The 23,041-nt window shown below is 63.1% G+C and carries 31 protein-coding genes; 20 read left to right on the forward strand and 11 right to left on the reverse strand.

The features are described 5' to 3' along the window. Positions 1 to 4: 4 nt before the first annotated feature. From ACZ1JW_RS10500 to pyrE, 8 genes are read right to left on the reverse strand one after another with little or no spacing between them, the layout of a single operon-like run. A complete protein-coding gene (locus tag ACZ1JW_RS10500) occupies positions 5 to 508 on the reverse strand; it encodes a PaaI family thioesterase (protein ID WP_465123609.1) in 504 nt (167 codons plus the stop codon). A gap of 53 nt (positions 509 to 561) precedes the next feature. Next, entirely contained in the window at positions 562 to 1,005 is a 444-nt protein-coding gene (ruvX, locus tag ACZ1JW_RS10505) for a Holliday junction resolvase RuvX (RefSeq protein ID WP_465140524.1), read from the reverse strand. Between the two features lie 20 nt (positions 1,006 to 1,025). Next, positions 1,026 to 2,162, reverse strand: a complete 1,137-nt coding sequence (locus tag ACZ1JW_RS10510; RefSeq protein WP_465140525.1) for a DUF3089 domain-containing protein — start codon at positions 2,160 to 2,162, stop codon at positions 1,026 to 1,028. A gap of 13 nt (positions 2,163 to 2,175) precedes the next feature. Next, the gene (locus ACZ1JW_RS10515; protein ID WP_465123606.1) at positions 2,176 to 3,237 is read right to left on the reverse strand and encodes an AI-2E family transporter; all 1,062 of its coding nucleotides are present in this window, start codon (positions 3,235 to 3,237) and stop codon (positions 2,176 to 2,178) included. A 5-nt stretch (positions 3,238 to 3,242) separates the two neighbouring features. Beyond that, a complete protein-coding gene (gene lepB / locus ACZ1JW_RS10520; RefSeq protein ID WP_465123605.1) occupies positions 3,243 to 4,154 on the reverse strand; it encodes a signal peptidase I in 912 nt (303 codons plus the stop codon). Then, positions 4,151 to 4,570 carry a holo-ACP synthase gene (gene acpS / locus ACZ1JW_RS10525; protein WP_465142763.1) on the reverse strand — a complete coding sequence of 140 codons (420 nt, stop codon included), beginning with the start codon at positions 4,568 to 4,570 and terminating at the stop codon, positions 4,151 to 4,153. The genes lepB and acpS overlap by 4 nt, the downstream gene beginning before the upstream one ends. A 10-nt stretch (positions 4,571 to 4,580) precedes the next feature. Then, positions 4,581 to 5,321 carry a pyridoxine 5'-phosphate synthase gene (locus tag ACZ1JW_RS10530; RefSeq protein ID WP_465140526.1) on the reverse strand — a complete coding sequence of 247 codons (741 nt, stop codon included), beginning with the start codon at positions 5,319 to 5,321 and terminating at the stop codon, positions 4,581 to 4,583. Beyond that, on the reverse strand, positions 5,321 to 5,905 hold the full coding sequence (gene pyrE, locus ACZ1JW_RS10535) for an orotate phosphoribosyltransferase (RefSeq protein WP_465140527.1): 585 nt from the start codon (positions 5,903 to 5,905) through the stop codon (positions 5,321 to 5,323). Before pyrE ends, ACZ1JW_RS10530 begins: the two co-directional genes overlap by 1 nt. A 296-nt stretch (positions 5,906 to 6,201) precedes the next feature. On the opposite strand from pyrE, the gene coxB reads away from it, so the two are divergent. The 16 genes from coxB to ACZ1JW_RS10615 all read left to right on the forward strand — a co-directional run bounded on the left by coxB (position 6,202) and on the right by ACZ1JW_RS10615 (position 18,404). Then, positions 6,202 to 7,200, forward strand: coding sequence for a cytochrome c oxidase subunit II (gene coxB, locus ACZ1JW_RS10540; RefSeq protein ID WP_465140528.1), 999 nt, complete (start codon positions 6,202 to 6,204; stop codon positions 7,198 to 7,200). Between the two features lie 30 nt (positions 7,201 to 7,230). Then, the gene (ctaD, locus tag ACZ1JW_RS10545) at positions 7,231 to 8,922 is read left to right on the forward strand and encodes a cytochrome c oxidase subunit I (protein WP_465123601.1); all 1,692 of its coding nucleotides are present in this window, start codon (positions 7,231 to 7,233) and stop codon (positions 8,920 to 8,922) included. A 169-nt stretch (positions 8,923 to 9,091) separates the two neighbouring features. Further along, the gene (locus ACZ1JW_RS10550; RefSeq protein WP_465140529.1) at positions 9,092 to 10,018 is read left to right on the forward strand and encodes a heme o synthase; all 927 of its coding nucleotides are present in this window, start codon (positions 9,092 to 9,094) and stop codon (positions 10,016 to 10,018) included. Then, the gene (locus ACZ1JW_RS10555; RefSeq protein WP_465123599.1) at positions 10,015 to 10,188 is read left to right on the forward strand and encodes a hypothetical protein; all 174 of its coding nucleotides are present in this window, start codon (positions 10,015 to 10,017) and stop codon (positions 10,186 to 10,188) included. Before ACZ1JW_RS10550 ends, ACZ1JW_RS10555 begins: the two co-directional genes overlap by 4 nt. 1 nt (position 10,189) lies before the next feature. Continuing rightward, positions 10,190 to 10,831, forward strand: a complete 642-nt coding sequence (locus ACZ1JW_RS10560) for a cytochrome c oxidase assembly protein (protein ID WP_465123598.1) — start codon at positions 10,190 to 10,192, stop codon at positions 10,829 to 10,831. An 81-nt stretch (positions 10,832 to 10,912) separates the two neighbouring features. Next, positions 10,913 to 11,734, forward strand: coding sequence for a cytochrome c oxidase subunit 3 (locus tag ACZ1JW_RS10565; protein ID WP_465140530.1), 822 nt, complete (start codon positions 10,913 to 10,915; stop codon positions 11,732 to 11,734). Further along, positions 11,734 to 12,105: a DUF983 domain-containing protein gene (locus ACZ1JW_RS10570; protein WP_465140531.1), complete on the forward strand. Its 372-nt coding sequence runs from the start codon at positions 11,734 to 11,736 to the stop codon at positions 12,103 to 12,105. The genes ACZ1JW_RS10565 and ACZ1JW_RS10570 overlap by 1 nt, the downstream gene beginning before the upstream one ends. After that, positions 12,105 to 12,689 (forward strand): SURF1 family protein, encoded by a 585-nt coding sequence (locus ACZ1JW_RS10575; RefSeq protein ID WP_465140532.1) that lies wholly within the window; start codon positions 12,105 to 12,107, stop codon positions 12,687 to 12,689. Before ACZ1JW_RS10570 ends, ACZ1JW_RS10575 begins: the two co-directional genes overlap by 1 nt. A gap of 49 nt (positions 12,690 to 12,738) precedes the next feature. Continuing rightward, positions 12,739 to 14,145, forward strand: a complete 1,407-nt coding sequence (gene thrC / locus ACZ1JW_RS10580) for a threonine synthase (RefSeq protein ID WP_465140533.1) — start codon at positions 12,739 to 12,741, stop codon at positions 14,143 to 14,145. Continuing rightward, positions 14,138 to 15,022, forward strand: a complete 885-nt coding sequence (locus tag ACZ1JW_RS10585) for a class I SAM-dependent methyltransferase (RefSeq protein WP_465123593.1) — start codon at positions 14,138 to 14,140, stop codon at positions 15,020 to 15,022. Before thrC ends, ACZ1JW_RS10585 begins: the two co-directional genes overlap by 8 nt. Before the next feature lie 54 nt (positions 15,023 to 15,076). Then, positions 15,077 to 15,451 (forward strand): dihydroneopterin aldolase, encoded by a 375-nt coding sequence (locus ACZ1JW_RS10590; protein ID WP_465140534.1) that lies wholly within the window; start codon positions 15,077 to 15,079, stop codon positions 15,449 to 15,451. Continuing rightward, a complete protein-coding gene (locus tag ACZ1JW_RS10595) occupies positions 15,451 to 16,221 on the forward strand; it encodes an SDR family oxidoreductase (protein WP_465140535.1) in 771 nt (256 codons plus the stop codon). Before ACZ1JW_RS10590 ends, ACZ1JW_RS10595 begins: the two co-directional genes overlap by 1 nt. Continuing rightward, positions 16,218 to 17,222 carry a GTP 3',8-cyclase MoaA gene (moaA, locus tag ACZ1JW_RS10600; protein WP_465140536.1) on the forward strand — a complete coding sequence of 335 codons (1,005 nt, stop codon included), beginning with the start codon at positions 16,218 to 16,220 and terminating at the stop codon, positions 17,220 to 17,222. Before ACZ1JW_RS10595 ends, moaA begins: the two co-directional genes overlap by 4 nt. 3 nt (positions 17,223 to 17,225) lie before the next feature. Continuing rightward, complete coding sequence (locus ACZ1JW_RS10605; RefSeq protein WP_465123589.1) at positions 17,226 to 17,462, forward strand: MoaD/ThiS family protein; 237 nt, start codon at positions 17,226 to 17,228, stop codon at positions 17,460 to 17,462. Further along, positions 17,455 to 17,901, forward strand: coding sequence for a molybdenum cofactor biosynthesis protein MoaE (locus tag ACZ1JW_RS10610; protein WP_465140537.1), 447 nt, complete (start codon positions 17,455 to 17,457; stop codon positions 17,899 to 17,901). Before ACZ1JW_RS10605 ends, ACZ1JW_RS10610 begins: the two co-directional genes overlap by 8 nt. 80 nt (positions 17,902 to 17,981) lie before the next feature. Beyond that, positions 17,982 to 18,404 (forward strand): hypothetical protein, encoded by a 423-nt coding sequence (locus ACZ1JW_RS10615; RefSeq protein WP_465140538.1) that lies wholly within the window; start codon positions 17,982 to 17,984, stop codon positions 18,402 to 18,404. 57 nt (positions 18,405 to 18,461) lie between these two features. Here ACZ1JW_RS10615 and ACZ1JW_RS10620 read toward each other — a convergent pair whose 3' ends face one another. Next, on the reverse strand, positions 18,462 to 18,992 hold the full coding sequence (locus ACZ1JW_RS10620) for a hypothetical protein (protein ID WP_465123586.1): 531 nt from the start codon (positions 18,990 to 18,992) through the stop codon (positions 18,462 to 18,464). A 260-nt stretch (positions 18,993 to 19,252) separates the two neighbouring features. On the opposite strand from ACZ1JW_RS10620, the gene rplU reads away from it, so the two are divergent. From rplU to ACZ1JW_RS10635, 3 genes are all read left to right on the forward strand, one after another. Beyond that, positions 19,253 to 19,549 (forward strand): 50S ribosomal protein L21, encoded by a 297-nt coding sequence (rplU, locus tag ACZ1JW_RS10625; protein WP_465123585.1) that lies wholly within the window; start codon positions 19,253 to 19,255, stop codon positions 19,547 to 19,549. A 28-nt stretch (positions 19,550 to 19,577) separates the two neighbouring features. Continuing rightward, positions 19,578 to 19,847: a 50S ribosomal protein L27 gene (gene rpmA / locus ACZ1JW_RS10630; protein ID WP_465123584.1), complete on the forward strand. Its 270-nt coding sequence runs from the start codon at positions 19,578 to 19,580 to the stop codon at positions 19,845 to 19,847. Positions 19,848 to 20,082: 235 nt separating this feature from the next. Then, positions 20,083 to 20,652 (forward strand): GNAT family N-acetyltransferase, encoded by a 570-nt coding sequence (locus ACZ1JW_RS10635; protein WP_465140539.1) that lies wholly within the window; start codon positions 20,083 to 20,085, stop codon positions 20,650 to 20,652. A gap of 119 nt (positions 20,653 to 20,771) precedes the next feature. Here ACZ1JW_RS10635 and ACZ1JW_RS10640 read toward each other — a convergent pair whose 3' ends face one another. Next, a complete protein-coding gene (locus ACZ1JW_RS10640; protein WP_465142764.1) occupies positions 20,772 to 21,656 on the reverse strand; it encodes a metal-dependent hydrolase in 885 nt (294 codons plus the stop codon). Positions 21,657 to 21,693: 37 nt separating this feature from the next. Here ACZ1JW_RS10640 and ACZ1JW_RS10645 point away from each other — a divergent pair, with 37 nt between their 5' ends. After that, the gene (locus ACZ1JW_RS10645) at positions 21,694 to 22,281 is read left to right on the forward strand and encodes a TetR/AcrR family transcriptional regulator (RefSeq protein ID WP_465140540.1); all 588 of its coding nucleotides are present in this window, start codon (positions 21,694 to 21,696) and stop codon (positions 22,279 to 22,281) included. On the opposite strand, the gene ygfZ is transcribed toward ACZ1JW_RS10645, so the two are convergent. After that, a complete protein-coding gene (gene ygfZ, locus ACZ1JW_RS10650) occupies positions 22,265 to 23,011 on the reverse strand; it encodes a CAF17-like 4Fe-4S cluster assembly/insertion protein YgfZ (protein ID WP_465140541.1) in 747 nt (248 codons plus the stop codon). The genes ACZ1JW_RS10645 and ygfZ overlap by 17 nt on opposite strands. Positions 23,012 to 23,041 lie beyond the last annotated feature (30 nt).

Below are 23,041 nucleotides of genomic sequence, written 5' to 3' on the forward strand. Positions count from 1 at the left end.
TCCGTCACGTCGTCTTCTCCGGATCGCGAGACCAGCCGTCAGCTTCGACCTGAATGAAGATTCCGGCTGCATGCGCTACCGGGTCGGCAATGTCGCCATCGTGGGCAATGCCCCGGACGAATGCCATAGACTTCTTCAACTGATAGCATTCGGCCCATGCGATGATCGTCTTTCCGGGCGTCGCGGCCCGGACATAGTCCACTCGCAGGTCAAGAGTTACCTGAGGACGAAACCCGCCACGCAGTGCCCAAACCGACATCGAAGTTGCGTTGTCGAGCAGGCTGATGATTGGGCCGGACGCAAGAACGCCGGTTTCGGGATCGCCGACAAGGTCTTCTCGCCACGGTAAGGCCAGTTCGACCCAGTTCTCGCCATGCGTGCGGTACTGCATGCCGATGAAGCCGGTATGGCCATGGCGCGTCATGAACTTGCCGAACTTTGACGGATCGAAATTCAGGCCCGGCGGTATCGCGGGGCGGCCACCAGTGCTGTCAGGCTTGCTGTCCATCGGAATTTCACTGCCGCACCCACAGCACGAATACAAGCGGATTAAGCGCTTGGTTAAAATGCACTCCCCGCAAGCGCGTCGATGGCTCCCTGAAGGATCAGCGCAGCAGCATGGGAATCGATTCGTTCGGCCCGCTTGGCTCGGCTGAAATCCTGCTCGATCATTGCGCGTTCAGCGGCCTGCGTGGTCCAGCGTTCGTCCCAGAGCAGGATGGGCAGACCGATATCCTCAAGATTGCGCGCAATGGCCCGCGCGCCTTGCGAGCGCGGGCTTTCCGAACCATCCATGTTGAGCGGTAGTCCGATAACCAGACCGCGCACATCGCGCTCGGCGATCAATGCGGTGAGGCTGGCCTTGTCCGCCATGAACTTGCTTCGTTTGATCGTCTTGCCTGCCGTGGCGAATCGCCAATCCCGATCGCACAGGGCAATGCCGATGGTCTTCGTGCCCGTGTCGAGACCCATCAGCACGCCACCCTCGGGAAGTAGATCGCGCATTGAAAGGGCGGACTGGGTGATCACCTTGCGGCCTCTCCGCGTGCCTTTTCCCAAGCTGCGGTCCGCCGTCCGACGTCTGCGCGCAGGTTCGCCCAGAACAGCGGGATGTCATAGACGTGGTAATTATTGCCTGGCAGGACGAAAGGCCCGAGATCCGGCGGGTCTCCGATCATCAGCAAGCCGGTGCCGACATCGCAGCGGGCAGGGACGGCCTTGGCGATCATCTCGCCACTCTTCAGGTCCTTGCTGGGTTTGAGCGTGCCGAGGTTGGCCGAAGCGGGCGCCTGTCCGCCAATGCTCCCAATAAGCGGGTTGGTGCAAAGCACGGGCCTTGCATCCTTGGCCTTTCCGTCAAGCGCGGGGCGCGTGCGATACGCCTCCAGCACAAGTTGCGGGTCGGCTGGTTCCGCAAAGCTCGACCAAGCCATGATGCAGCCAGTGGCATCGCTCCTGCTGCAAGCTGGCAGGCCAAGGGCGGGCAGGTCATGCTCTACGGAGATCGGCCACCCGATCGGGTAGGCCGCCACGACCCGGGCGGCCAGAGGTGTTCCGGCAACACGATCCTTCAAAAGGTGCATCAGGTGAAGTGCGCCCTGACTGTGCCCCGCCAGCACGATCGGAACATCAGACGGCGTTGCTGCCAGAAAGGCGTCAAAGGCCTGCCGGACATCGAGGTAGGCTGTATCCAAGGCCAGCTCGCCCTCGGCCTTGTCGGTGAGAAATGCACCGAAGGCGGCCTGCCGATAGCGCGGTGCCCATACCTGCGCCTGCTCATTGAAGGCAGAGGCCATGCCTTGGACGAAATAGGTCGCGCGGCGATTCGTATCGTTATCGTCGAGCGGGCCGTTCCAGCGTTCGCGCGCGAGATAGCTGGTCGGATGAATGAAGAACACTGCGGCAGATTTGCCCGGACCGACGCTCTTCTTCACTCCTTCGGGGAGCCACTGTGCAGGATCGTTGGCACCCAGACCAGGGCGGGCAAGCCACATCCGGTTGCCGGCATAGGCATCTGCGGGCAGCGGATCGAGTCGGGCGTAAGCCACGCGCGGTACGAACGCGAAGCGGCTGAGTTCGTTCTGCCAGATGCGCAGCGCGAATAGCGCTGCAATGACCATCACGGCAAGCAAAGCGATAAGATAGAGGAACTTGCGGGCCATCAGTAGCGGACTTTCAGGCTGGATTGCGCTTTGCGTCGTTGCGCTCTGCCTGCCGCTCAAGTGCGATCTTGAGCATGGCAACGATCGGGTCGGCAAGCATCAGGCCGAGGATGCCGAACAGCAACCCGAACATGAGCTGTGCTCCCAAGACCAGCGCAGGTGCAAGATCGGCAGTACGCTTGGCCACCATCGGCACGATGATGTTTCCATCGACCGTCTGCACGATCACGTAGACCGCGATGCAGAACAGACCCATCTCCGTCCCGCCAGAGAAGCCGACCATGATCATCAGCGCACCCGAGATCGGTGCGCCGATGTTGGGCAGGAACGCCAGCAGCCCGGTCAGCAGGCCCAGCAGTGCCGCCATCGGCACGCCCCACCACGCAAGCAGTGCCCAGGTGGCCACGCCTTCGACAGCCATGCCAATGAGTCGTCCGAACAGCAGCATGCGCAGCGACTTGCCCATGCGCAGTGCGGTGCCTTCCCATTGCTCGCGGCTGTCTTCCGGCAGCAGCCAGGCCACGCCGCGCCGGTACAAGTCCGGCTCCAGCACGAAGTAGATCGAGAGGATGAAGATCAGGAAAGCTGTGGTGAAGCCGCCAAAGATACCCCCCAATGCCCGCGTCACCTGCCCGACGCTGCCCAGCACCTGACTGGCAATGCCTTGCAGATCGAAGCTTTGCATGGAAATGCCGTGGCCTTGCGCCCAAAGCGTGAGATTGCTGATCTGGGTCTGGATCACTTGGGGCAACTGTGCGGCCTGCTCCGCGATCTGCCCGCCGGCAAAGATGACAAGCCAGATAAGGAAGGCGAAAGCACCAAGAAGGACGAGGGTGATCCGCACACCGCGCGGCAGCCAAGGTGCGGCGCGCGCAATCAAGCGCTGCCCACCATCAATCATTGCTGCAAAGACCACGCCGCCGATGATCACCATGATCGGCTGAGCGAGCATCACTGCCAGAGCAAACAACCCGGCGATTCCGAGCCAGACCGTGGCTTTCTTGGCCTCGCGGCGGACCAGATCGTCAGTGATGTCGGTCGGGCCGGTACTCGTTGCCGGGCTCGTCTCGTCCATGCGTTTCAAGGCTCCCCTGTTTTGCCATCGGGTAGAGGCTGGCGCCGAATTTCAGGCCGCAGTCTGGTCCACGCACGGCCGTCGCGCAAGGCAGGCCACCACGTCGCCGGGTTCCAGTTTTCGCTGCCATCGAGCGAGAACGTGACGAATTCCGCTCGCCCGCCGACATTGGCAAGCGGCACCGGTCCGCCGAGTCCCCGTTCCTCGATCGGAGCACGGCTGTCTGCCGAATGGTCACGGTTGTCGCCCATCAGGAAGACATGGCCTTCAGGCACGCGCGTTTCCGGATAGTTGTCCAGCATCTGGTCCATGTGATCGATGATCACGTAGCTCGCGCCGTTGGGCAATGTCTCGCGAAAGGCGGGCAACTCATAGACTTCGCGCCCATCGGCAAGCCGCGTCTGGTAGCGTTCGAACATGTCGTAGCAAGGCGCGCCATCGCAGCTCAGTTGCGGGTCCGCCGGAATCTGTACCGGTGGCTCCGCCTGCTGCGGCACGAGCTTGCCGTTTAGGATGATCTGGCCGTGGATCACCGCGATTCGGTCTCCGGGAAGAGCCACAACGCGCTTGATGTAGTCCTCATCACGGTCAGGTGGAACCGCGATGACGATGTCGCCGTACTCCGGCGTCCGCGGCAGAATTCGCTCCTGCCCGCGCGGCAGGACGTGGAACGAGGCCGAGACCCACGACCATCCATAGGGATACTTCGAGACGATCAGCCGGTCGCCCACCAGCAGGTTGGGCATCATCGAGATCGACGGGATGTAGAAGGGCTTCGCTATCAGGCTGTGGAAGGTGACCACTGCTAGCAGCATTAGGAAGAGCCCTCGAATCTCGGCCCACCAATCCACGCCGCCGGGCGGGGGTGGGGGAGGGGAGACCTGTTCGGGCGAATGGTCGGACGGCTGTTCGGTCAAGCGTCGAGCTTTTCAGGAAGGGGGCGGGCCTCGATCACCACGAAGGCCTGTGCCCAGGGATGATCGTCGGTCAGTGTAAGGTGGACAACGGCTTGGTATCCCTCGGGCGTGATGGCGGCAAGGCGGGCTGCTGCACCGCCGGTCAGCGCGAGAGTGGGCGCACCGGACTTGGCGTTGACCACCCCGATGTCTTTCATGAACACCCCGGCTTTGAACCCGGTTCCAACCGCCTTGGAGAAAGCTTCCTTGGCTGCAAACCGCTTCGCCAGCGTTCCGGCCATGGTATACGGGCGGCGCGCGGCTTTCGCCTTTTCCACATCGGTGAATACGCGGTTGATGAACCGCTCGCCGAAGCGATCCAGCGAGTTCTGGATGCGTTCAATGTTGCAGAGGTCAGAGCCGATGGCGATGATCATGCGATCGCCTTCACCGAGCCTCATCCATCAGGTCGCGCATCCTCCGGACCGCGCTCTCCAGCCCGACGAAGATCGCCTCGCCTATAAGGTAATGCCCTATGTTCAGCTCCGCGAGCTGCGGTATCGCTGCAATCGGCTGAACGTTTTCATAAGTCAGCCCATGGCCTGCATGCGGCTCGATCCCATTGCGAGCAGCGAGTGCGGCCATATCTGCAATCCGCCTGAGTTCCACTGCGCGCTGCTCGCCATCCGCGTGGGCGTATTCACCAGTGTGGAGTTCAACCACTGGCGCGCCGAGCTTCATTGCAGCTTCGATCTGGCGCGCTTCGGGGGCGATGAACAGGCTGACGCGGATGCCTGCATCTCTGAGGCGCGAAACGATCGGTGCGAGTCGGTTATGCTGGCCTGCAGCGTCCAGCCCGCCTTCGGTGGTGCGTTCCTCGCGCCGTTCGGGCACGATGCAGGCGGCATGCGGCTTGTGACGCAGCGCTATCTCGACCATCTCGTCCGTCGCCGCCATTTCGAGGTTCAACGGCAGGTTGGTTGCCGCCTGAATCCGCGCAAGGTCCTCGTCGCGGATGTGTCGGCGATCTTCGCGCAAATGTGCAGTGATGCCGTCTCCGCCGACGCTGGCAACGATCTCCGCCGCGCGCACGGGATCGGGATGATCCCCGCCGCGCGCGTTGCGGATCGTCGCCACGTGATCAATATTGACGCCGAGGCGGAGGCGGCCCGGTACAAGCACGTTCATCAGGGCTTGGCCCGGCTGCCTGGCTTTACCGCTTCAGTCGCCGCGAGTTCGGGCGGCAACTCGTCTGGTGCGTAAGTCGGGAAGTTCAGCGCGACGAGCGGGAAGAAGGGCACGCCGAGATCGACGCTGCCTGCCGTACGGTCGACCAGAGACGCAGCCGCAATCACCACGCCGCCAGCTTCCTCGATCGCCTTGATCGCCTCGCGGCTGGAAAGCCCGGTGGTGACCACGTCTTCGACCATCAGCACCTTCTCGCCCGGGTTGAGCGAAAACCCGCGGCGCAGCTCGAACGTGCCAGTGGGACGCTCGACGAACATCGCCTCGACTCCGAGCGCGCGACCCATCTCATGGCCGATGATCACGCCGCCCATCGCTGGCGCCACGACCTTCTGGATCTGCTGGCGAAGCTCGCGCGGAATCTTCTGTGCGGTTGCCGCAGCAAGGCGCGATGCGCGCATCGGGTCCATCAGGACGCGCGCGCACTGAAGATAATGTGCGCTGTGCCGGCCCGATGAGAGGAGGAAGTGTCCCTCGAGCAGGGCTTGGCTGGCGCGGAATTCGGAAAGGATCTCGTCTTCGAGCATCGTTCTGCCTGAAATACTGCTGCAATGCACCGCAAATGGCCCTTGCCCGCGCCCGGGGCAACCCTTTTCGAACCCATGTGTAACCGAGTGTTACCGCCTTGCCCGAATGGCCATGGAAGCCCCATGAAAAATATGCGTTCTGCGGCTTGAGGCTTGTGACAGCTACGCGTATAGGCCGCTCCAATCGAGGGACTTAGGGAAGGGGCGAGAGCACCTTCCTGATGCAGCGCAACAAGCGCGCAAACAGGGAAAAAGCGGAAACTTTGACGATGAGTCTTGCCGATACCGCCCGTTCCATGGGCAAAGCTTTCCGGACATTTGGCCGGACCCTTGGCGTCGCTGCTGCGCTGACTTTCGGAGCTCAGGCGATGGCTGCTGCACCGGCTACGCCGGCTGCTGCTGAGGCGCCTGCGGCTGTAGCCAGCGATTCGGCAGCCGTTGCTGCCGCCGCGCCTGCTACCGCTGCTGCGGCTCCTGCCGCCGCTGCCGAAGCCGCTCCGGTTGACAAGGGGTACTACTCCCCGATGAAGCCGACGCCCGGCAAGGGTCAGCCGGTGGACAAGGGCTGGACCTTCCAGGACCAGTACTCGCCGACTGGCGAACAGGCGCTGTGGATGCACGACGTGATCCTCATGCCGATCATCGTCGCGATCTCGATCTTCGTGCTGATCCTTCTGGTGATTGTGGCTGCCCGCTTCAACAAGCGTGCGAACCCGGTCGCTTCCAAGACCAGCCACAACACGCTGATTGAAGTCGTCTGGACGCTGGTTCCGGTGCTGATCCTTGTGGTCATCGCTGTTCCGTCGATCAGGCTGCTCGCTCATCAATACGAGCCTGCTCCTAAGGGTGCGGTCACGGTCAAGGTTACCGGGTACCAGTGGTACTGGGGCTACACTTATCCCGATAACGGCGGTTTCGAAGTCATTTCGAACATGCTGTCGGAAGAAGATGCGCTCAAGGCCGGTGAGCCGGGCCACCTCGCGGTCGACAATCGCATGGTCGTTCCCGTTGGCGAGCCGATCCGCATCCAGACCATCGGTTCGGACGTGATCCACGCCTTTGCCGTGCCGTCGCTGTGGTTCAAGCTCGACGCCGTTCCGGGCCGTATCAACGAGAAGGTGCTCTTCATCAAGGAGCCGGGCCTCTATTACGGCCAGTGTTCCGAGCTGTGCGGCGCCCGTCATGGCTATATGCCGATCGCGGTGGAAGCCCTGCCGCGCGACAAGTTCGAGGCCTGGGTGAAGACCCAGCCCGGCGGCACCGTGGGTGCGGCTCCTGCCGCCCCTGCCGCCTGACGCGAAGTTCATGGACAAGGTTTGACCGAGATGGCCACCATTCCCGCAAACGAAGGTTTCGATGCGCATCACGATGCGCACGACCACGATCATGACCACAAGCCGGGCTTCTTTGCCCGCTGGTTCATGTCCACCAACCACAAGGACATCGGTACGCTCTATCTGATTTTCGCGATCTTCGCGGGGATCATCGGCGGAGCCGTGTCGGGCATCATGCGCGCCGAACTGGCCGAGCCGGGTATCCAGTACCTCGGCTGGTGGACCAACTTCGTCGGCGGCAATGCTGCCGATTTCAACCAGACGCTCCACATGTGGAACGTGCTGATCACCGCGCACGGCCTGATCATGGTGTTCTTCATGGTCATGCCCGCGATCATCGGCGGCTTCGGGAACTGGTTCGTTCCGATCATGATCGGCGCGCCGGACATGGCCTTCCCGCGCATGAACAACGTCTCGTTCTGGCTGACGTTCGTGGGCTTCTGCTCCCTCATGCTCTCGGCTTTCATGCCGGGTGGCACCGGTATTGGCGCTGGTACGGGCTGGACGGTCTACGCACCGCTCTCCACTTCGGGTTCGGTCGGTCCTGCTGTCGACTTCGCGATCTTCTCGCTCCACCTTTCGGGCGCTGGCTCGATCCTGGGCGCGATCAACTTCATCACCACCATCTTCAATATGCGCGCGCCGGGTATGACCCTGCACAAGATGCCACTGTTCGTATGGTCGGTGCTGGTCACCGCGTTCCTGCTGCTGCTGGCACTGCCGGTTCTGGCCGCCGCCATCACCATGCTGCTGACCGACCGTAACTTCGGCACGACGTTCTTCGATCCTGCCGGCGGTGGTGATCCGGTTCTCTATCAGCACCTGTTCTGGTTCTTCGGCCACCCCGAAGTGTACATCATGATTCTGCCGGGCTTCGGCATCATCAGCCAGATCATCTCGACCTTCTCGAAGAAGCCGGTGTTCGGCTACCTCGGCATGGCCTACGCCATGGTCGCGATCGGCGTGGTCGGGTTCATCGTGTGGGCACACCACATGTACACCACCGGCCTCGACGTGAACACAAAGATGTACTTCACCGCCGCAACCATGGTCATCGCGGTGCCGACCGGCATCAAGATCTTCTCGTGGATCGCGACGATGTGGGGCGGCAGCCTCGAGTTCAAGTCGCCGATGGTATGGGCAATCGGCTTCATCTTCCTGTTCACCGTGGGCGGCGTCACCGGCGTTGTGCTGGCGAACGGCGGCGTGGACGATAACCTGCACGACACCTACTACGTGGTCGCGCACTTCCACTACGTGCTGTCGCTGGGCGCGGTGACCTCGCTTTTCGCCGGGTTCTTCTACTGGTTCCCGAAGATGAGCGGCCGCATGCACTCCGAGTTCCTGAGCCACCTGCAGTTCTGGATCTTCTTCGTCGGCGTGAATCTGATCTTCTTCCCGATGCACTTCCTCGGGGTCCAGGGCATGCCGCGTCGCTATCCCGACTACGCAATGGCCTACTCGTACTGGAACAAGATCGCTTCGATCGGCTACGTCATCATGGCCGTCTCGATCGTGATCTTCTTCATCAACATCCTCTACGCCTTCCTTGCGGGCAAGAAGGCTGAAGCCAACTACTGGGGCGAAGGTGCGACGACGCTGGAGTGGACCCTGTCCTCGCCCCCGCCGTTCCACCAGTTCGAAACCCTGCCGGTGATCGACGACGTAGCTCACGCACACTGAGCCAGTCGTTGGCCCAAGGGCTGAGACACGAAAGGGCCTCCGGAGCACGATCCGGGGGCCTTTTTCGTTGCCGCTGCATTGCTGCAGGGACAGCCCTTTTGGGTGTCGGCTCGCCTCGTCCCCTTTCGCTTTCCATGAACGTCCGCTGCGCGTATAGGCGCGGCCAATCATGGATTCTGCACCCCCCCTTGGCTCGACCGTAGCCCTGCCCGCGGAGTGGCGCGATTTCTTCGCGCTGACCAAGCCGCGCGTGATGACGCTCGTCATCTTCAGCGGCCTGTGCGGCCTTCTTGCCGCTCCGGGCGAGATACACCCCGTCCTCGCCTTCACCGCCATCCTGTGCATCGCCATCGGTGCCGGTGGCGCGGCCGCGCTCAACATGTGGTGGGAAGCCGATCTCGATGCGGGGATGAAGCGTACCTCCAAGCGTCCGCTTCCGTCGGGTCGCATGGACCCCACATCGGCCCGTGACTTCGGCTTTGCGCTGTCTGGCGCTTCGATCGTGATCATGGGGCTGGGCGTGAACTGGCTCGCTGCTGCGATTCTCGCTTTCTCGATCTTCTACTACGCCTGGATCTACACGGTCTGGCTAAAGCCGCGCACACCGCAGAACATCGTGATCGGTGGCGGGGCAGGGGCGTTTCCGCCTCTGATCGGCTGGGTAGCAGTCACGGGCGACATCACGCTGATGCCGGTGCTGCTGTTCCTGATCATCTTCATGTGGACGCCACCACACTTCTGGGCACTAGCCCTGTTCGTGCAGATCGATTACGCCAAGGTCGGCATCCCGATGATGCCAGTGGTGGCGGGTGAGAAGTCAACCCGCCGCCAGATCCTGATCTACGCGCTGTTCCTTCTGCCAGTCACGCTCGCACCTTGGTGGATCGGCGGCACGGGCTGGGTCTATGGCGTTTCCGCGCTGGTGCTGGGTCTGGTCTTCGTGCTGCTCTCGATCAAGGTCGGGCTTCGCGAGACAGGTCCGGACGACAAGATGCTGCCGGAGAAGCGGCTGTTCGGATACTCGATCCTGTACCTTTTCGTCCTTTTCGGCATGCTGGCGGGGGACCGGCTTGCCACTGTCCAAGGCTGGCAATGATGAACGACCCCCTCGATCACGTGCATCTCTCCAAGGAAGAATCCGAGCTCTATCGGGCCCGGCAGCGCAGCCGCAACAAGGTCATGGGCATCGTGCTCGGCTCGCTCGCGATCCTTTTCTTCGCGATCTCCATCGTGAAAATCGCCGCGCAGGTGACGGGGAACCACTGACATGGCGACGATGCTCGCGCCGGATGCGCGGAAGAATCGCAAGGTCGCCCTGATCGCGGCCGGTGGGGCGCTGGCCATGCTTGGCCTAGGCTACGCCTCGGTGCCGCTTTATCGCCTGTTCTGTCAGGTCACCGGCTACGGTGGCACAACCCAGCGCGCAGATGCGGAAAAGCTCGCGGGCGTGAAAGTTGCAGGCAAGATGATCCGCGTCCGCTTTGACGCAAATACCGCGCCCGGCCTTCCGTGGATGTTCAAGCCGCAGCAGGTCACGCAAGACCTGCGCATCGGTGAACGCAAGATCGCGACATTCGAGGCCCGGAACCTTTCCGGCCGCCCGATCACCGGCACGGCGATCTTCAACGTCTCGCCCGAACAGGCAGGCAAGTATTTCAACAAGATTCAGTGCTTCTGCTTCACCCAGCAGAAGCTGACGCCGGGTCAGGACGTGCGCATGCCAGTGATCTATTATGTGGATCCGGCGATTCTCGACGATCCGGGCGCGAACAACATCGAGGAGATCACGTTGAGCTATACGTTCAACGAGACCCCGGAAAGCGCGGCGCAAGCCCGCAATTCTGCTGAGGGCAAGCCTATCGCTCTCTTGGCAGAAAAGCCTCTGGACCGCGCGCAAGTGCGGCGATAAAGGCCTAAGTGAACTGCGCCCGAAGCGTCCTGCTGCGGGCTAGCCATTACGACCAGACTGACTGGGGGAATTGAGGCGATCATGGCCGGCGCAAAGAACCACGATTATCATATCCTTCCGCCCGACGTGTGGCCCTTCATCGGTGCCATCTCGGCGCTGACGATGACCAGCGGCGGCGTGCTCTACATGCACAAGATGGCCGGTGGCCATGCCGTGTTCTTCGCAGGCCTGCTGGGCGTGATCGTCACGTTCTTCTCGTGGTTCGGCAAGATCATCAAGGAAGCCCACGCAGGCGACCACACCCCGGTCGTTCAGCTTCACCAGCGCTACGGCATGATCCTGTTCATCGCTTCGGAAGTGATGTTCTTCGTCGGCTGGTTCTGGGCCTTCTTCGACTTCTCGCTGTTTCCTTCGACGCTGGCCGAAGTGGTCGGTGGCCAGTGGCCGCCCAAGGCGATCGAGGCGGTCATGGACCCGTTCGACCTGCCGCTGCTCAATACGCTGATCCTGCTCTGCTCGGGCACGACGCTCACCTGGGCGCACCACGCGCTGATCCATGGTGACCGTGAAGGCCTCAAGAAGGGCCTGTGGGCCACGATCATCCTCGGCGCCGTGTTCTCGATGATCCAGGCTTACGAGTATGCGCACGCACCGTTTGCCTTCGGCACCAACACCTATGGCTCGGCCTTTTACATGGCCACCGGGTTCCATGGCTTCCACGTGATTGTCGGCACGGTCTTCCTGGTCGTTTGCCTGATCCGCGCATACAAGGGCCACTTCACCCCGCGCCAGCACTTCGGTTTCGAAGCGGCCGCGTGGTACTGGCACTTCGTCGACGTGGTGTGGCTGTTCCTGTTTGTCGCCATCTACGTGTGGGGCGGCTGGGGCTACAAGATCCACTGATGCCAGACGGCGAAAGCCAGAAAACGAAGGGGCAGCCGGGAATTACCCAGGCTGCCCTTTTCGGTTTGTGCCCGCGCTGCGGCGCCAAGGGGCTGTGGGCAGGGCCTGCCGCACTGGCAGAGCAATGCGGCTCTTGCGCGCTTGAATTCGAGCGTCATGAACCACGCGGACGCGGCATGTACGTCGTCGTACTGCCGGTCACGATCTTGCTGGTTCTGGCGGCATTGAAGCTTGATGATTTGATCCAGCTACCGATCTGGGCATTGATAGCCCTTTGGGGCGTCGTAGTGCCAATTGTGGTGACCGGCGCGCTGCGCTTCGCCAAGACAGTGGCGCTGTTCGCGCGACTCGACAGAGAAGGACTGCTGTAATGCGGCGCGTGCCGATCGTTTCCACTGTCATCGTCATCGCTGCCGTCCTGACGATGATCGGGCTTGGCGTCTGGCAGCTTGAGCGCCTCCAGAGGAAGCAGAACCTGCTCGCGCATTATGCCACCGCGATGAGCGATTCGGTGGAGGCCTCGTTCCCCTCGGCAAACCCGGAGGAAGTGGAAGCCGTGCTGTTTCGCCGTGCCACGGTCGATTGCCGCTTCACCTCGCAATGGAACTCGATCTCCGGTCGCAACACGAGTGATGAGGCTGGCTACGTCCACATCGTGATGTGCGGCATTGACGGCAATCGCACGGCCTATGTTCAGGCAGGCTGGACCCAAGGGCCGCAGCATCCTGACTGGAAGGGCGGCAAGGTCAGCGGCCTGATCGCACCCTATATCGGCGGCACTGCCCGCCTCATCGCCGATCCGCCCGCTCCTGGTTTCACCGCCAGTGCCAGGCCCGACCCCAACGACATCCCCAACAACCATCTCGCCTATGCCGTGCAATGGTTCTTTTTCGCAGGCGTTGCACTCGTCATCTACGTGCTCGCCCTGCGCAAGCGTTGGCGCGAGCGCGGTTGACGCCTGAATCCTTGCCCTTTGCCCCCATGGCCGCTAACCGCGCAAACCCATGAAGTACGTCAGCACCCGGGGGCAGGCACCCTCGCTCGATTTCCAGGGCGTCACGCTCGCAGGCCTCGCTTCCGATGGCGGTCTTTACGTGCCCGAGACCTGGCCGCAGTTCAGCGCGGACGAGATCGCCGCGATGGCCGGGCTGCCCTACGCCAAGCTGGCGCAGACGATCATGCAGCCCTTCGTGGGCGATTGCCTGACGCCGGAACGCCTGCTCGAATTGTGCGAGCAGGCCTATGGCCGCTTCGCCCACGCCGCCGTAGTGCCGCTCAAGCAGCTCGATGAAACCCAGTGGGTGCTCGAACTCTTCCACGGCCCCACTCTCGCGTTCAAGGACGTCGCGCTCCAGTTGCTCGGCCTGCTGTTCGAGGAATTCCTCGCGCGTGGTGACGATCACATCACCATCGTCGGTGCCACCTCGGGCGACACAGGCTCTGCCGCCATCGACGCGGTCGCCGGTCGCGCCAAGGTCGACATCTTCATGCTCCACCCACATGGCCGCGTGTCCGACGTGCAGCGCCGCCAGATGACCACGGTCATCGCGCCCAACGTCCACAACATCGCCATCGACGGCAGCTTCGACGACGCCCAGGCGATGGTGAAGCGCATGTTCAACGACAGCGCGATGACAAGCCGTTTCGGCATCGCTGCGGTAAACTCGATCAACTGGGCCCGCCTCATGGCGCAGGTGGTCTATTACTTCTACGCCGCGCTCCAGCTTGGCGCGCCGCAGCGCAAGGTTGCGTTCTCGGTCCCCACCGGCAACTTCGGTGACGTGTTCGCAGGCTATGTCGCGGCCAAGATGGGCCTGCCGATCGAGCGGCTGATCGTTGCCACCAACGTCAACGACATCCTCCATCGCGCGCTTTCGACTGGCGACTATTCGGCCAGCACCGTCACGCCCACCGCCGCGCCTTCGATGGACATTCAGGTCTCCTCGAACTTCGAACGCCTGCTGTTCGACGGCTGCGGTCGCGATGGTTCGGCGATGGCCGGGCAGATGAAGCACTTCGAAGCCACCAAGGCGATGCAGCTGACCAACCAGCAGCGCGAATCGGCGGCAGAACTGTTCACCTCCGAGCGCGCGGATGCCGGACAGATGGCCAATGCCATGCGCTGGGCTTACGAGGCCTGCGGCGAAGTGCTGGACCCGCACACCGCCATCGGCCTTCACGCCGCGCGTGTTGCCGAGGGCATCCCGGCAGGCGTCCCCATTGTCACGCTTGCGACCGCACACCCGGCAAAGTTCGTCGATGCGGTCGAGCGCGCCACCGGCGTGCGCCCCGGCCTGCCGTCGCGAGTGGGAGACCTGTTCGAACGCGAGGAGCGCTACGACCGCCTCCCCGGCGAGTACGACGCAGTCGCCGCCTACGTTGCCGAGCGCGCGACGCTCAAACATGGCTGATCTCGATCTTCAGCCCAAGCTGATGGTCGGTGAGGGCTGGGCGGACTTCGTCCTGCTCGACTCTGGTCATGGCCGAAAGCTGGAGCAATACGGCCCGCATCGTTTCATCCGCCCCGAACCGCAGGCGATGTGGACTCCGCGGACGGCCGATTGGCGCGCCGATGCCGAGTTCGTTCCCGGTTCCGACGAGGACGGCGGCGGGCGCTGGCAATTTGACCGGCCCGTACCCCGCGATGGCTGGGAGCTTGGCTGGAACGACGTCCGCTTCACCGCCTCTTGTACTCCCTTCCGCCATCTTGGCTTCTTTCCGGATATGGCCCCGGTGTGGGACTGGATGGGCGAACGCCTTGAAGGAAAAGCGGAAGCGCAGACCCTGAACCTGTTCGGCTACACCGGCGTCGGCACGCTGGCTTTGTCCGAATACGGCCCCGTCACGCACGTCGATGCATCGAAGAAGTCCGTCGCGCAGGCCCGCGCCAACGCCCAGCTTTCGGGAATGGCCGAGCGCCCGGTCCGCTGGATCGTCGACGATGCCGCCAAGTTCACCGCCCGCGAAGTCCGCCGCGGACGCCGCTACGACGGCATTATCCTCGATCCGCCCAAGTTCGGCCGCGGGCCCGATGGTGAAGTCTGGCGGCTTGAGGAAAGCCTCCCCGGCCTCGTTGTCGATTGCGCAAATCTGCTTGATGCCGACAGCCGCTTCCTGTTCCTCACCGTCTATGCCGTGCGAATGTCCTCGCTGGCCATTGCCGGGCTGCTGGCCGAAGCGCTGAAGGACTTGCCCGGAACGATCGAACACGGCGACCTTTGCATCCGCGAGCAGGGCGAGGGCGGACGTCACCTGCCCACGGCGATCTTCGCTCGCTGGAAAAACTGAAATCCCCCAGGCGCAATGGACTTGAGCCTGCGCCGGTGCCAAAGAGCGCATCCCATGTCCGACAGCCTGATCCTCGAAGTCGCCAATCTCGAAACCGATGTCCTCACCGGGATCTATTCGGAAGAGACCGGCCGCCCACAGCCGCTGCGCATCACGATGCGTGTCGGGCTCAAGCAACAGGACCAGTACACCCCTGATTGCCCGCTCACGGCCAGCAAGAATTACATGGACCTCAAGTTCGCAGCCACCGAAGGTTTGCCCAAGGGGGTGCATTTCAAGCTGATCGAGGCCGTGGCAGATCACATCATCGAAACGCTGATGCTGCAGGATGATCGGGTGATGTGGATTGAAGTGAAGATCGTGAAGCTGGCGATCAGCGAGAACGGCGAGGAAATCGGCATTACGCTGAAACGCGAGAGGAAGGCCTGATGGCAGATCCGCTGTTCCGGCCGCTCGCGCTGGTAACCGGCGGCTGGCGGCGAATTGGCGGAGCGATTGCCCGAAAGCTGGCGACCGAAGGCTGGGACCTTGCCCTCCACGCCCATCGCGCCTCCACTTTCGATCAAGAGTTCAAGGCGCAGCTCGAATGGCTCGGCGCTGTGGTCCATCCGGTATCGGGTGATCTCGAAGATCCGGCCTATCCGCCGCGCCTGCTTGCCGAGGTGACCACCCTTGCCGGCCGCTCGCCCGACCTGCTGGTGAACTGCGCTTCGCTGTTCCATGATGACCGTGCCGATACGATCACGTCGGAGGAACTCGAACAGCATTTTCGCGTCAACCTGTTTGCCCCCCTGCTGCTGACGCGCGCATTCGCAGAGGCCTTGGGCGAACGCACCGGTTCGGTGGTCAACATCCTCGATCAGCGTGTGCTCAACCCGGTGCCCGACCAGATCAGCTATACGTTGTCCAAACAGGCCCTGCACGCCTCGGTTCGTACAATGGCAAGGGCCATGGCTCCGAGGGTGCGTGTCAATGGCGTGGCCCCCGGCCTTATCCTGCCAACGGCGGATTTCGATGCCGAGCAATGGCGCAGGCTGGAGGAGATCATGCCGCTCAAACGCTTGCCCGGCGCGGACGAAATCGCCGATGCTGTCCATTACCTTGCGGCTGCAAAATCGGTTACCGGGCAGACTTTGTTCGTCGATGCAGGCGCAGCCCTTGAATCTTATGCACGCGACTTCGTATACCTAGAGAAGTGACAGCGCCTTCGCCCTTGATTGACCGGTTCGCCCGCCGGATCACCTATCTCCGTCTTTCGGTGACTGACCGCTGCGATCTGCGCTGCGCCTACTGCATGCCTGAACGCATGGAGTTCCTGCCCAAGGCAGAAGTCCTGACTCTGGAAGAGTTGCACCGCCTCTCGCTCCACTTCATCGCCCGGGGCGTCCGCAAGATCCGCCTGACCGGCGGCGAACCGCTCGTCCGCCGCGACATGATCGATCTGGTCCGCGCGCTCGGCCGCAAGCTCGGGGACGGGCTTGATGAGCTGACCATGACCACCAACGGCACGCGCCTCGCCGAATTTGCCGACGATCTGGCGGCGGCAGGGGTGAAGCGGATCAACATCTCGCTCGATACGCTTGATCGCGATGCATTCGCCAAGCTTTCCCGCCGCGACATGCTGCCGCAAGTGCTCGAAGGCATTGCCGCTGCCAAGGCTGCGGGCCTCAAGGTCAAGATCAACGCCGTCGCTCTGAAGGACATCAACGAGGCCGAACTGCCCTCTCTGATCGAATGGGCGCACGGGGCAGGGCACGACATGACCCTGATCGAGGTCATGCCTTTGGGCGAGGTCGAGGGTGACCGGTTCGATCATTACCTCCCGCTTGATGCCGTGCGCCGTGATCTCGAAAAGAGCTGGACTCTGACAGACAGCAGCGCAAGTTCCGGCGGTCCTGCGCGCTATGTCGACATCGCCGAAACCGGCGGACGCCTCGGCTTCATCACTCCGCTCACCGGCAACTTCTGTGCCGGTTGCAACCGTGTTCGCGTCACCGCCACCGGCCAACTCTACATGTGCCTCGGCGGCGAGGGCCGCGTGGATTTGCGCGCTGCGCTACGTTCCGATGATCCCGACGGCGCGCTGTCAGAATGCTTTGCCCGCGCCATGGGCGAAAAGCAGGAGCGCCATTCCTTCGTGATCGACAAGCCCGGCGGGGCCCCTGCGGTCTCGCGCCACATGTCGACGACGGGCGGCTGAACCGTGGCAAGGCTGGTGTTCATGGGACGGCTCGAGGACGTGGCCGGGATGGCCGAGATGTCCGTTGCTCCGGGGCCGGTCGAGCAGGTGCTCGCCACCCTCGACCCCGCACTCGCGGTCCAGCTTCTGGGCGAAAAAGTCCGCATGGCCCACAATGGCCGTCTGCTCACCGACGTTGGCGGCGTGGTCCTTGCCGAGGGTGACGAACTTGCCTTCCTTCCGCCGGTCAGCGGTGGCTGACGTCCGCCTTTCGCTCGACGCGTTCGATCCGGCGGCAGAGATCGCCGCTTTCAATGCGCGCCACCGCTACGCGGGCGGCATCGTCATGTTCCTTGGCCAGGTCCGCGATTCGGGCGGGGTCGAGGCGTTGGAACTCCAGCACTATGAACCGATGACCTTGCCCGGGATGGAGGAACTGGCTCGCGTCACGCAGATGCGCTGGCCTCTCGAGGGCCTGCTGATCCTGCATCGCAGCGGCATGATGTATCCCGGCGATGCCATCGTGCTGGTCTGTGCTGCCGCACGCCATCGTCGCGATGCCTTTGCTGCAGCCGATTTTGCGATGGACCACCTCAAGAGCGAATCCTGGTTCTGGAAACGCGAGAAGACCGCGGCAGGCTGGCGCTGGGTCGAACCACGGCCTGAGGATCACGAAGATATTTCGCGCTGGCGGGCATGAATCCGCGCGCAGTTTGATTCCCGTCAAGGAATCCCCCTTGGCAGTGCTGCATCAAGGCTCCGTTACAAGGAGCCCAGTCCATGAGCATGCACATCGCTTCCGACCGGATCGAGCAGGTCGCCGATATTGTCGCCCAACCGCAACAGACGGTCGTTGACCGCAACTTCGGCCTGCCCGGCGGGCTCTATGCCGTCTCGGCTGGCGGCTATCTCGCCTTCATCGCGATGATGGCTTCGATTTTCGGCAATGGCGAACTGGCCATTCCGATGACGATCTTCGTGCTGTTCATCGCCTGCGCCTTTGGCATCCCCGCCGTCTGGACCAAGCTTGGCGCAGACCGCCATCCCGATGCGCTGGGCTGGTATGATTTCCGCCGCAAGGGCATCCAGACCCTCTCGGGCAAGCTCGATGCAAATTCGGCCATGGCGCAGGTGCTGATCCTGCCGGTGCTGATCGCGGTCTGGGGCATGGCAATTGCGGTGATCGTCGCCACCGTTCGCTGACCGTTACAACCTACCCCCCGAAGGGCGCTGCGCATCCCCCGCGCGGCGCCCTTTTCCTTATCCGGCGAGCTGCCCCAGCAGCGAATCGATGACCTTGGTTTCGCTTTCGACCAACGCTTCCACTTCGCGGCGCGCTTCGCGCACGGCATTCAGGTCTGCGTCCGATCCATCGACCGCGCGATTGCTCGCCTCGTTCTCAAGCCGGTCCAGTTCGGCCAGCGGCAGTCCTGCCTGCGCCCGCGCAGATTCGAGCCGCGCGAGTTCAACCGAGGCAACCGACCAGCTTTCGCTACCTTTGGAAGCGCCGCGCGCAGCACTCACGGCCCGCGTTGCCGATCCGCGTGCAGCTTCGAAAGTGGCGTGGGCCTTGGCGGCCTTGTCTCTCAGCCCTGCAAGACGCGCGGCCATGCCTTCTGACATGACAGCAGGGGACGTCGGCGCAGGAGCGGTGCCTGTTGGCACCCGGTAGGCAGTCTCTGCCGGTCTGAGGGCGAGCGAGGGGAACCGGTCGCGGTCGGCACAGCCACTGACGAGCAGGGCGAAGCCGAGAGTTGCGACAGTTACGATGTTTGTATTGCGCCGGACCATGGCTGCGCCATAGCATGGCTGGCAGCACTCGCCAGCGTCCAGTGCGCTCGGCCGTCCATGCGTGCCTGATTTTGCCCGCGAGTCCGCCAAGATCGCATTGACACGGGGCCCGCGTTTGACTATCCGCGCCACTCTTTCCGGGACCCTGCACGCAGCGGGGTAACGGTGTGTTGCCCTCAGTCAGCGATTCGCAGGCGTTGGGCGCCTCATTTGGAATCGCCTCGGGCAACCGCAGGCTTTTGGAACGGATACACAGAACGATGTTCGCAATCGTGCGCACGGGCGGCAAGCAGTATCGGGTCGCCGCCGGAGACAAGATCGCGGTCGAGAAGCTGGCAGGCGAAGCCGGCGACAAGATCACGCTGGGTGAAGTCCTCCTCGCCGGTGACGGCGATTCGCTGGCTGACGCCGCGAAGATCACTGTCTCGGCAGAGATCATCGCTCAGGCGAAGTCGGAGAAGGTGATCGTGTTCAAGAAGCGCCGTCGCCACAATTATCGCCGCCGCAACGGTCACCGCCAGCAGATGACCCTGCTGCGCATCGTCTCGGTCGCCTGAGCGCAAACGGAATTCGGAGTAATCTGAGATGGCACACAAGAAAGCAGGCGGCTCTTCGCGCAACGGTCGCGACTCAGCCGGTCGTCGCCTCGGCGTCAAGAAGTTCGGCGGCCAGGAAGTGGTCGGCGGCAACATCATCATCCGCCAGCGTGGCACCCGCGTGTACCCGGGCGCCAACGTCGGCATGGGCAAGGATCACACCTTGTTCGCGCTCGGCGAAGGCCGCGTACGCTTCCATGCCGGCAAGCTTGGACGCAAGTACGTGTCGGTCGACGTGCAGGCCGAAGCGGCAGAATAACCGGATGGTCATACAAAGGGCCATCCCGATGGGGTGGCCCCGCCAGCGCTCAGTCGCTGGCCGATAGAGGGAGAGGGCCCCGCCCGTCTCCCTCTTTTCACGTCTCCCTCGGACGCAACCCCGCTCTCTCGCATTCGGACGCAAAGCCCGTCCGATCCGGCGCAGGGCGCAATACCTCTGTCACGTCAACCGCTTAGGGGATCGCTGGCAGAGGGGCCGACGAAGGAGATTTCCAATGTTCATTCGCAGCGAACGCCTGTTCCTGCGGCCCGGCTTCCCCGAGGACTGGGCCGAACTCCACGCCCTGATCGATGACGAGGCGGTCGTGCGCAATCTTGCGCGCGCGCCCTGGCCCTACGGGCCGGAGGACGCCAAGACCTTCGCCTCGTTGCCACAGGCAGGCAGGCACCCGCACTTCCTCATCACGCTTCCGGGCGGGCACGGCTCGCGTCTGGTCGGTTGCGTCGGCCTTGCACGCTATGGCGATGAGACGGAGTTGGGCTACTGGATCGGTCGGCGTCATTGGGGGCAGGGCTATGCCACCGAAGCGGTCCGCGCGGTGCTCGCGTTCGCGCGCTCTCTTGGGCACCGTCGCGTGGTCGCAACGCCGTTCGCCGACAACGCGGCCTCGGCCCGCGTCCTCGCCAAGGCGGGTTTCCGCTCGACCGGAGAAGTGCGCCAGATCTCGAGCCCCGCGCGGAGCGGACCGGTTAGTGCACTGGTCCACGCGATAGACCTCCTGGCCCCGGTCGATTGCGACGGACCACAAGATGGCGGGTTCGAGCCCATGCGACGCGCGGCTTGATCCGCCTACGTCATCCAATTCTCGTCGCCCCGGCGCAGGCCGGGGCCCATTGCGTTTAAGGATAGCACATGGATCCCGGCCTTCGCCGGGATGACGGCTGGAACTGTAGGAGGGCTGTCTCAGCCTTTCATCACCGCATCGGGAAACTCGCTGTCCGACTTGGCGATCAGCGCCCGATCATCGTGCTGCCATGGGTGGAAACCCGGCAGGAAGTAGCTGATCCAAGCCGGGAAGATGCGGCGGATCACGCCCGGCTTCCACAGCAGGTAAGCGGCGAGCTTCCACTTCCACTTCGCGCCGGTCAGTCCGTCCTGCGCGAGCAGGTCGAGCGTGTCCTCGATACGGTGCGTGATGAAGTTCTTCGTCACCACCACCATCATCAGGCTTTTCACCTTCCAGCGCTTCCAGCGGCTCCAGTCGCGGGTGGCGTGCAACCAGGTGTCGTAGGCGACACCCTTGTGCTCGATCTCCTCGATCGCATGCCAGCGCCACATGTCCGCGGCTTCCTGTTCGGCTCCGGCAAAGTGGGCAGGGTTGGCAAGGAACTCGTGCGCCATCATCGCGGTGTAGTGTTCCAGCGCCATGGTCGCGGCAAGGTTGAGGATCACCGGGCGATCCTTGGTCAGCGCCAGCATTTCCTCGACGCGCTTGTCGATGCGGGCGATGTCATACCCTGCATTCTCCGCCGCGCGGTTGAACGCCAAGTGCTCACGCGTGTGGTTGATCTCCTGCCGCACGAACGCGCGGATTTCTGCTTCCAGCTTGGGCGGCACGCCATCGCGATGCGCCTTCACTGCCTCGATGAAAAAGGCTTCGCCACGCGGGAAGGTGGCTGAGAGAGCGTTGTGCCACGCCGTCGCCACTGGATCGTTGTTCAGCCACCAGCGGCCCGCAGGCTCGTTGCGGCCAAAGCGACGGTCGCGTATGGTGATCGTCAGGTCCGAAGGGGTGGGCACGGCCTTGCCGGAAGTGGCGGCGCGCTCTAGTGCGATCGTGGGGGTCATGGCGGTCATGAACGACAATCTAGGCGTGCTTACACCAATGTCAATAAGGAAGAGGCTTCCGCCCGAAGAAAGCCGCATGGCCGCGCTCGAGGCTGCACGTGCCCTGCTGGTGGAAACCGGTCCGCAGGCCGTCACGCTCAAGGCCGTGGCGGGGCGGATCGGCAGGACCCACGCCAACCTGCTGCATCACTTCGGCTCGGCAGCGGGTTTGCAAAAGGCGCTGGCCAAGCACCTTGCCGAAACCATCTGCGCCACGATTCGCGATGCTGTGATTGCCAGTCGCTCCGGCATCGGCAAACCGCGCGATGTTGTTGACCTCACGTTCGACGCTTTCGACCGTGAAGGCGCGGGCGCGCTCGCCTCATGGATGCTGCTCTCGGGCAACGAAGACGCGCTCGATCCGATCGTTGATACGATCCACGATCTCGTCATAGATCTCGAGGAATACAGTTCGGACGCCCAGCGCAGCACCACGCTGGCGCTCACGCTCATGGCCCTGGGTGATGCGCTGATGGGCGGGCCGCTGGCCAAAGGCCTCGAACTGCCGCGGACCGCTGCGCGCGATCGTGCCGAGCAGATGCTGATCGAAGGAATAGCTGCAACGCAGGCTACTCAGGCGCCGTAAGCTCCATCCATCCGGGCACGAGGTCATCGGAGATTTCCTCCACCCGGCGATGGTCGACGGCCAGTCCAAGCTCCGGATAGGCCACGCGCTGCCGCGCCGGGTCTGACCGGCCCAGCGGCACCACAACCAACCTGCGGTTGACCTTCTGACGCCAGTTCATTCGCGCGGTGTTCTCCTGCCCGACATAACAGCCCTTGGTGAAGCTCACGCCGTTGAGGTCCACCGCGTTGCATTCCAGCCAGAGCACTTCGCCATTGCCAAGCTCTGCCTGACCCTCGGTCACTCCAAGCTTCAGGCGATGCGCTTTCCACGCCTCGTCGGCGGGCTGGTCATCCGTTGAAACCGGTGCAATCCAGCGCTGGCCCAGCGCGCTCAGACGCGGATCACCCGCCCCGCCGTCGCCCGGATGAGCTTCCCAGAAAACGCCGAGCCCATCGACGCGCTCGATTCCGATCTTGCGCCGCAGACGGTACAACGTCAGCCGCTTGACCAGCGCATCGGCCGCTTGCGCCTCGCAATCGATAAGGAGCGCGTCGACACCGTCCGGCCAGACAAGGAAGTCGAACAGCACCTTGCCTTGCGGGCTGAGCAGCGCAGTCCACACCGGCAGCGCGCCCTTCACGTCATTGGTAACAAGTCCCTGCAGAAACCCCGCAACGTCCTCTCCCGGTTCCAGCGGGGAAAGGCGGACAAGGGCACGGTCGAACAGACGGGAAGGCGTGTTGGTCATGGCTGGTAGATAGGCAGCGCCGCCGCTAAG

This window comes from Novosphingobium sp. BL-A-28-Hi1-0D (assembly GCF_055521755.1).

Coding starts and splice junctions, on each gene's coding strand:
- ACZ1JW_RS10500 (WP_465123609.1), bottom strand. CDS start 508: ATGGACAGCAAGCCTGACAGCACTGGTGGCCGCCCCGCGATACCGCCG.
- ruvX (WP_465140524.1), bottom strand. CDS start 1,005: ATGCGCGATCTACTTCCCGAGGGTGGCGTGCTGATGGGTCTCGACACG.
- ACZ1JW_RS10510 (WP_465140525.1), bottom strand. CDS start 2,162: ATGGCCCGCAAGTTCCTCTATCTTATCGCTTTGCTTGCCGTGATGGTC.
- ACZ1JW_RS10515 (WP_465123606.1), bottom strand. CDS start 3,237: ATGGACGAGACGAGCCCGGCAACGAGTACCGGCCCGACCGACATCACT.
- acpS (WP_465142763.1), bottom strand. CDS start 4,570: ATGATCATCGCCATCGGCTCTGACCTCTGCAACATTGAACGCATCCAG.
- ACZ1JW_RS10530 (WP_465140526.1), bottom strand. CDS start 5,321: ATGAACGTGCTTGTACCGGGCCGCCTCCGCCTCGGCGTCAATATTGAT.
- pyrE (WP_465140527.1), bottom strand. CDS start 5,905: ATGCTCGAAGACGAGATCCTTTCCGAATTCCGCGCCAGCCAAGCCCTG.
- coxB (WP_465140528.1), top strand. CDS start 6,202: ATGGGCAAAGCTTTCCGGACATTTGGCCGGACCCTTGGCGTCGCTGCT.
- ctaD (WP_465123601.1), top strand. CDS start 7,231: ATGGCCACCATTCCCGCAAACGAAGGTTTCGATGCGCATCACGATGCG.
- ACZ1JW_RS10550 (WP_465140529.1), top strand. CDS start 9,092: ATGGATTCTGCACCCCCCCTTGGCTCGACCGTAGCCCTGCCCGCGGAG.
- ACZ1JW_RS10555 (WP_465123599.1), top strand. CDS start 10,015: ATGATGAACGACCCCCTCGATCACGTGCATCTCTCCAAGGAAGAATCC.
- ACZ1JW_RS10560 (WP_465123598.1), top strand. CDS start 10,190: ATGGCGACGATGCTCGCGCCGGATGCGCGGAAGAATCGCAAGGTCGCC.
- ACZ1JW_RS10565 (WP_465140530.1), top strand. CDS start 10,913: ATGGCCGGCGCAAAGAACCACGATTATCATATCCTTCCGCCCGACGTG.
- ACZ1JW_RS10570 (WP_465140531.1), top strand. CDS start 11,734: ATGCCAGACGGCGAAAGCCAGAAAACGAAGGGGCAGCCGGGAATTACC.
- ACZ1JW_RS10575 (WP_465140532.1), top strand. CDS start 12,105: ATGCGGCGCGTGCCGATCGTTTCCACTGTCATCGTCATCGCTGCCGTC.
- thrC (WP_465140533.1), top strand. CDS start 12,739: ATGAAGTACGTCAGCACCCGGGGGCAGGCACCCTCGCTCGATTTCCAG.
- ACZ1JW_RS10585 (WP_465123593.1), top strand. CDS start 14,138: ATGGCTGATCTCGATCTTCAGCCCAAGCTGATGGTCGGTGAGGGCTGG.
- ACZ1JW_RS10590 (WP_465140534.1), top strand. CDS start 15,077: ATGTCCGACAGCCTGATCCTCGAAGTCGCCAATCTCGAAACCGATGTC.
- ACZ1JW_RS10595 (WP_465140535.1), top strand. CDS start 15,451: ATGGCAGATCCGCTGTTCCGGCCGCTCGCGCTGGTAACCGGCGGCTGG.
- ACZ1JW_RS10615 (WP_465140538.1), top strand. CDS start 17,982: ATGAGCATGCACATCGCTTCCGACCGGATCGAGCAGGTCGCCGATATT.
- ACZ1JW_RS10620 (WP_465123586.1), bottom strand. CDS start 18,992: ATGGTCCGGCGCAATACAAACATCGTAACTGTCGCAACTCTCGGCTTC.
- rplU (WP_465123585.1), top strand. CDS start 19,253: ATGTTCGCAATCGTGCGCACGGGCGGCAAGCAGTATCGGGTCGCCGCC.
- rpmA (WP_465123584.1), top strand. CDS start 19,578: ATGGCACACAAGAAAGCAGGCGGCTCTTCGCGCAACGGTCGCGACTCA.
- ACZ1JW_RS10635 (WP_465140539.1), top strand. CDS start 20,083: ATGTTCATTCGCAGCGAACGCCTGTTCCTGCGGCCCGGCTTCCCCGAG.
- ACZ1JW_RS10640 (WP_465142764.1), bottom strand. CDS start 21,656: ATGACCCCCACGATCGCACTAGAGCGCGCCGCCACTTCCGGCAAGGCC.
- ACZ1JW_RS10645 (WP_465140540.1), top strand. CDS start 21,694: ATGTCAATAAGGAAGAGGCTTCCGCCCGAAGAAAGCCGCATGGCCGCG.
- ygfZ (WP_465140541.1), bottom strand. CDS start 23,011: ATGACCAACACGCCTTCCCGTCTGTTCGACCGTGCCCTTGTCCGCCTT.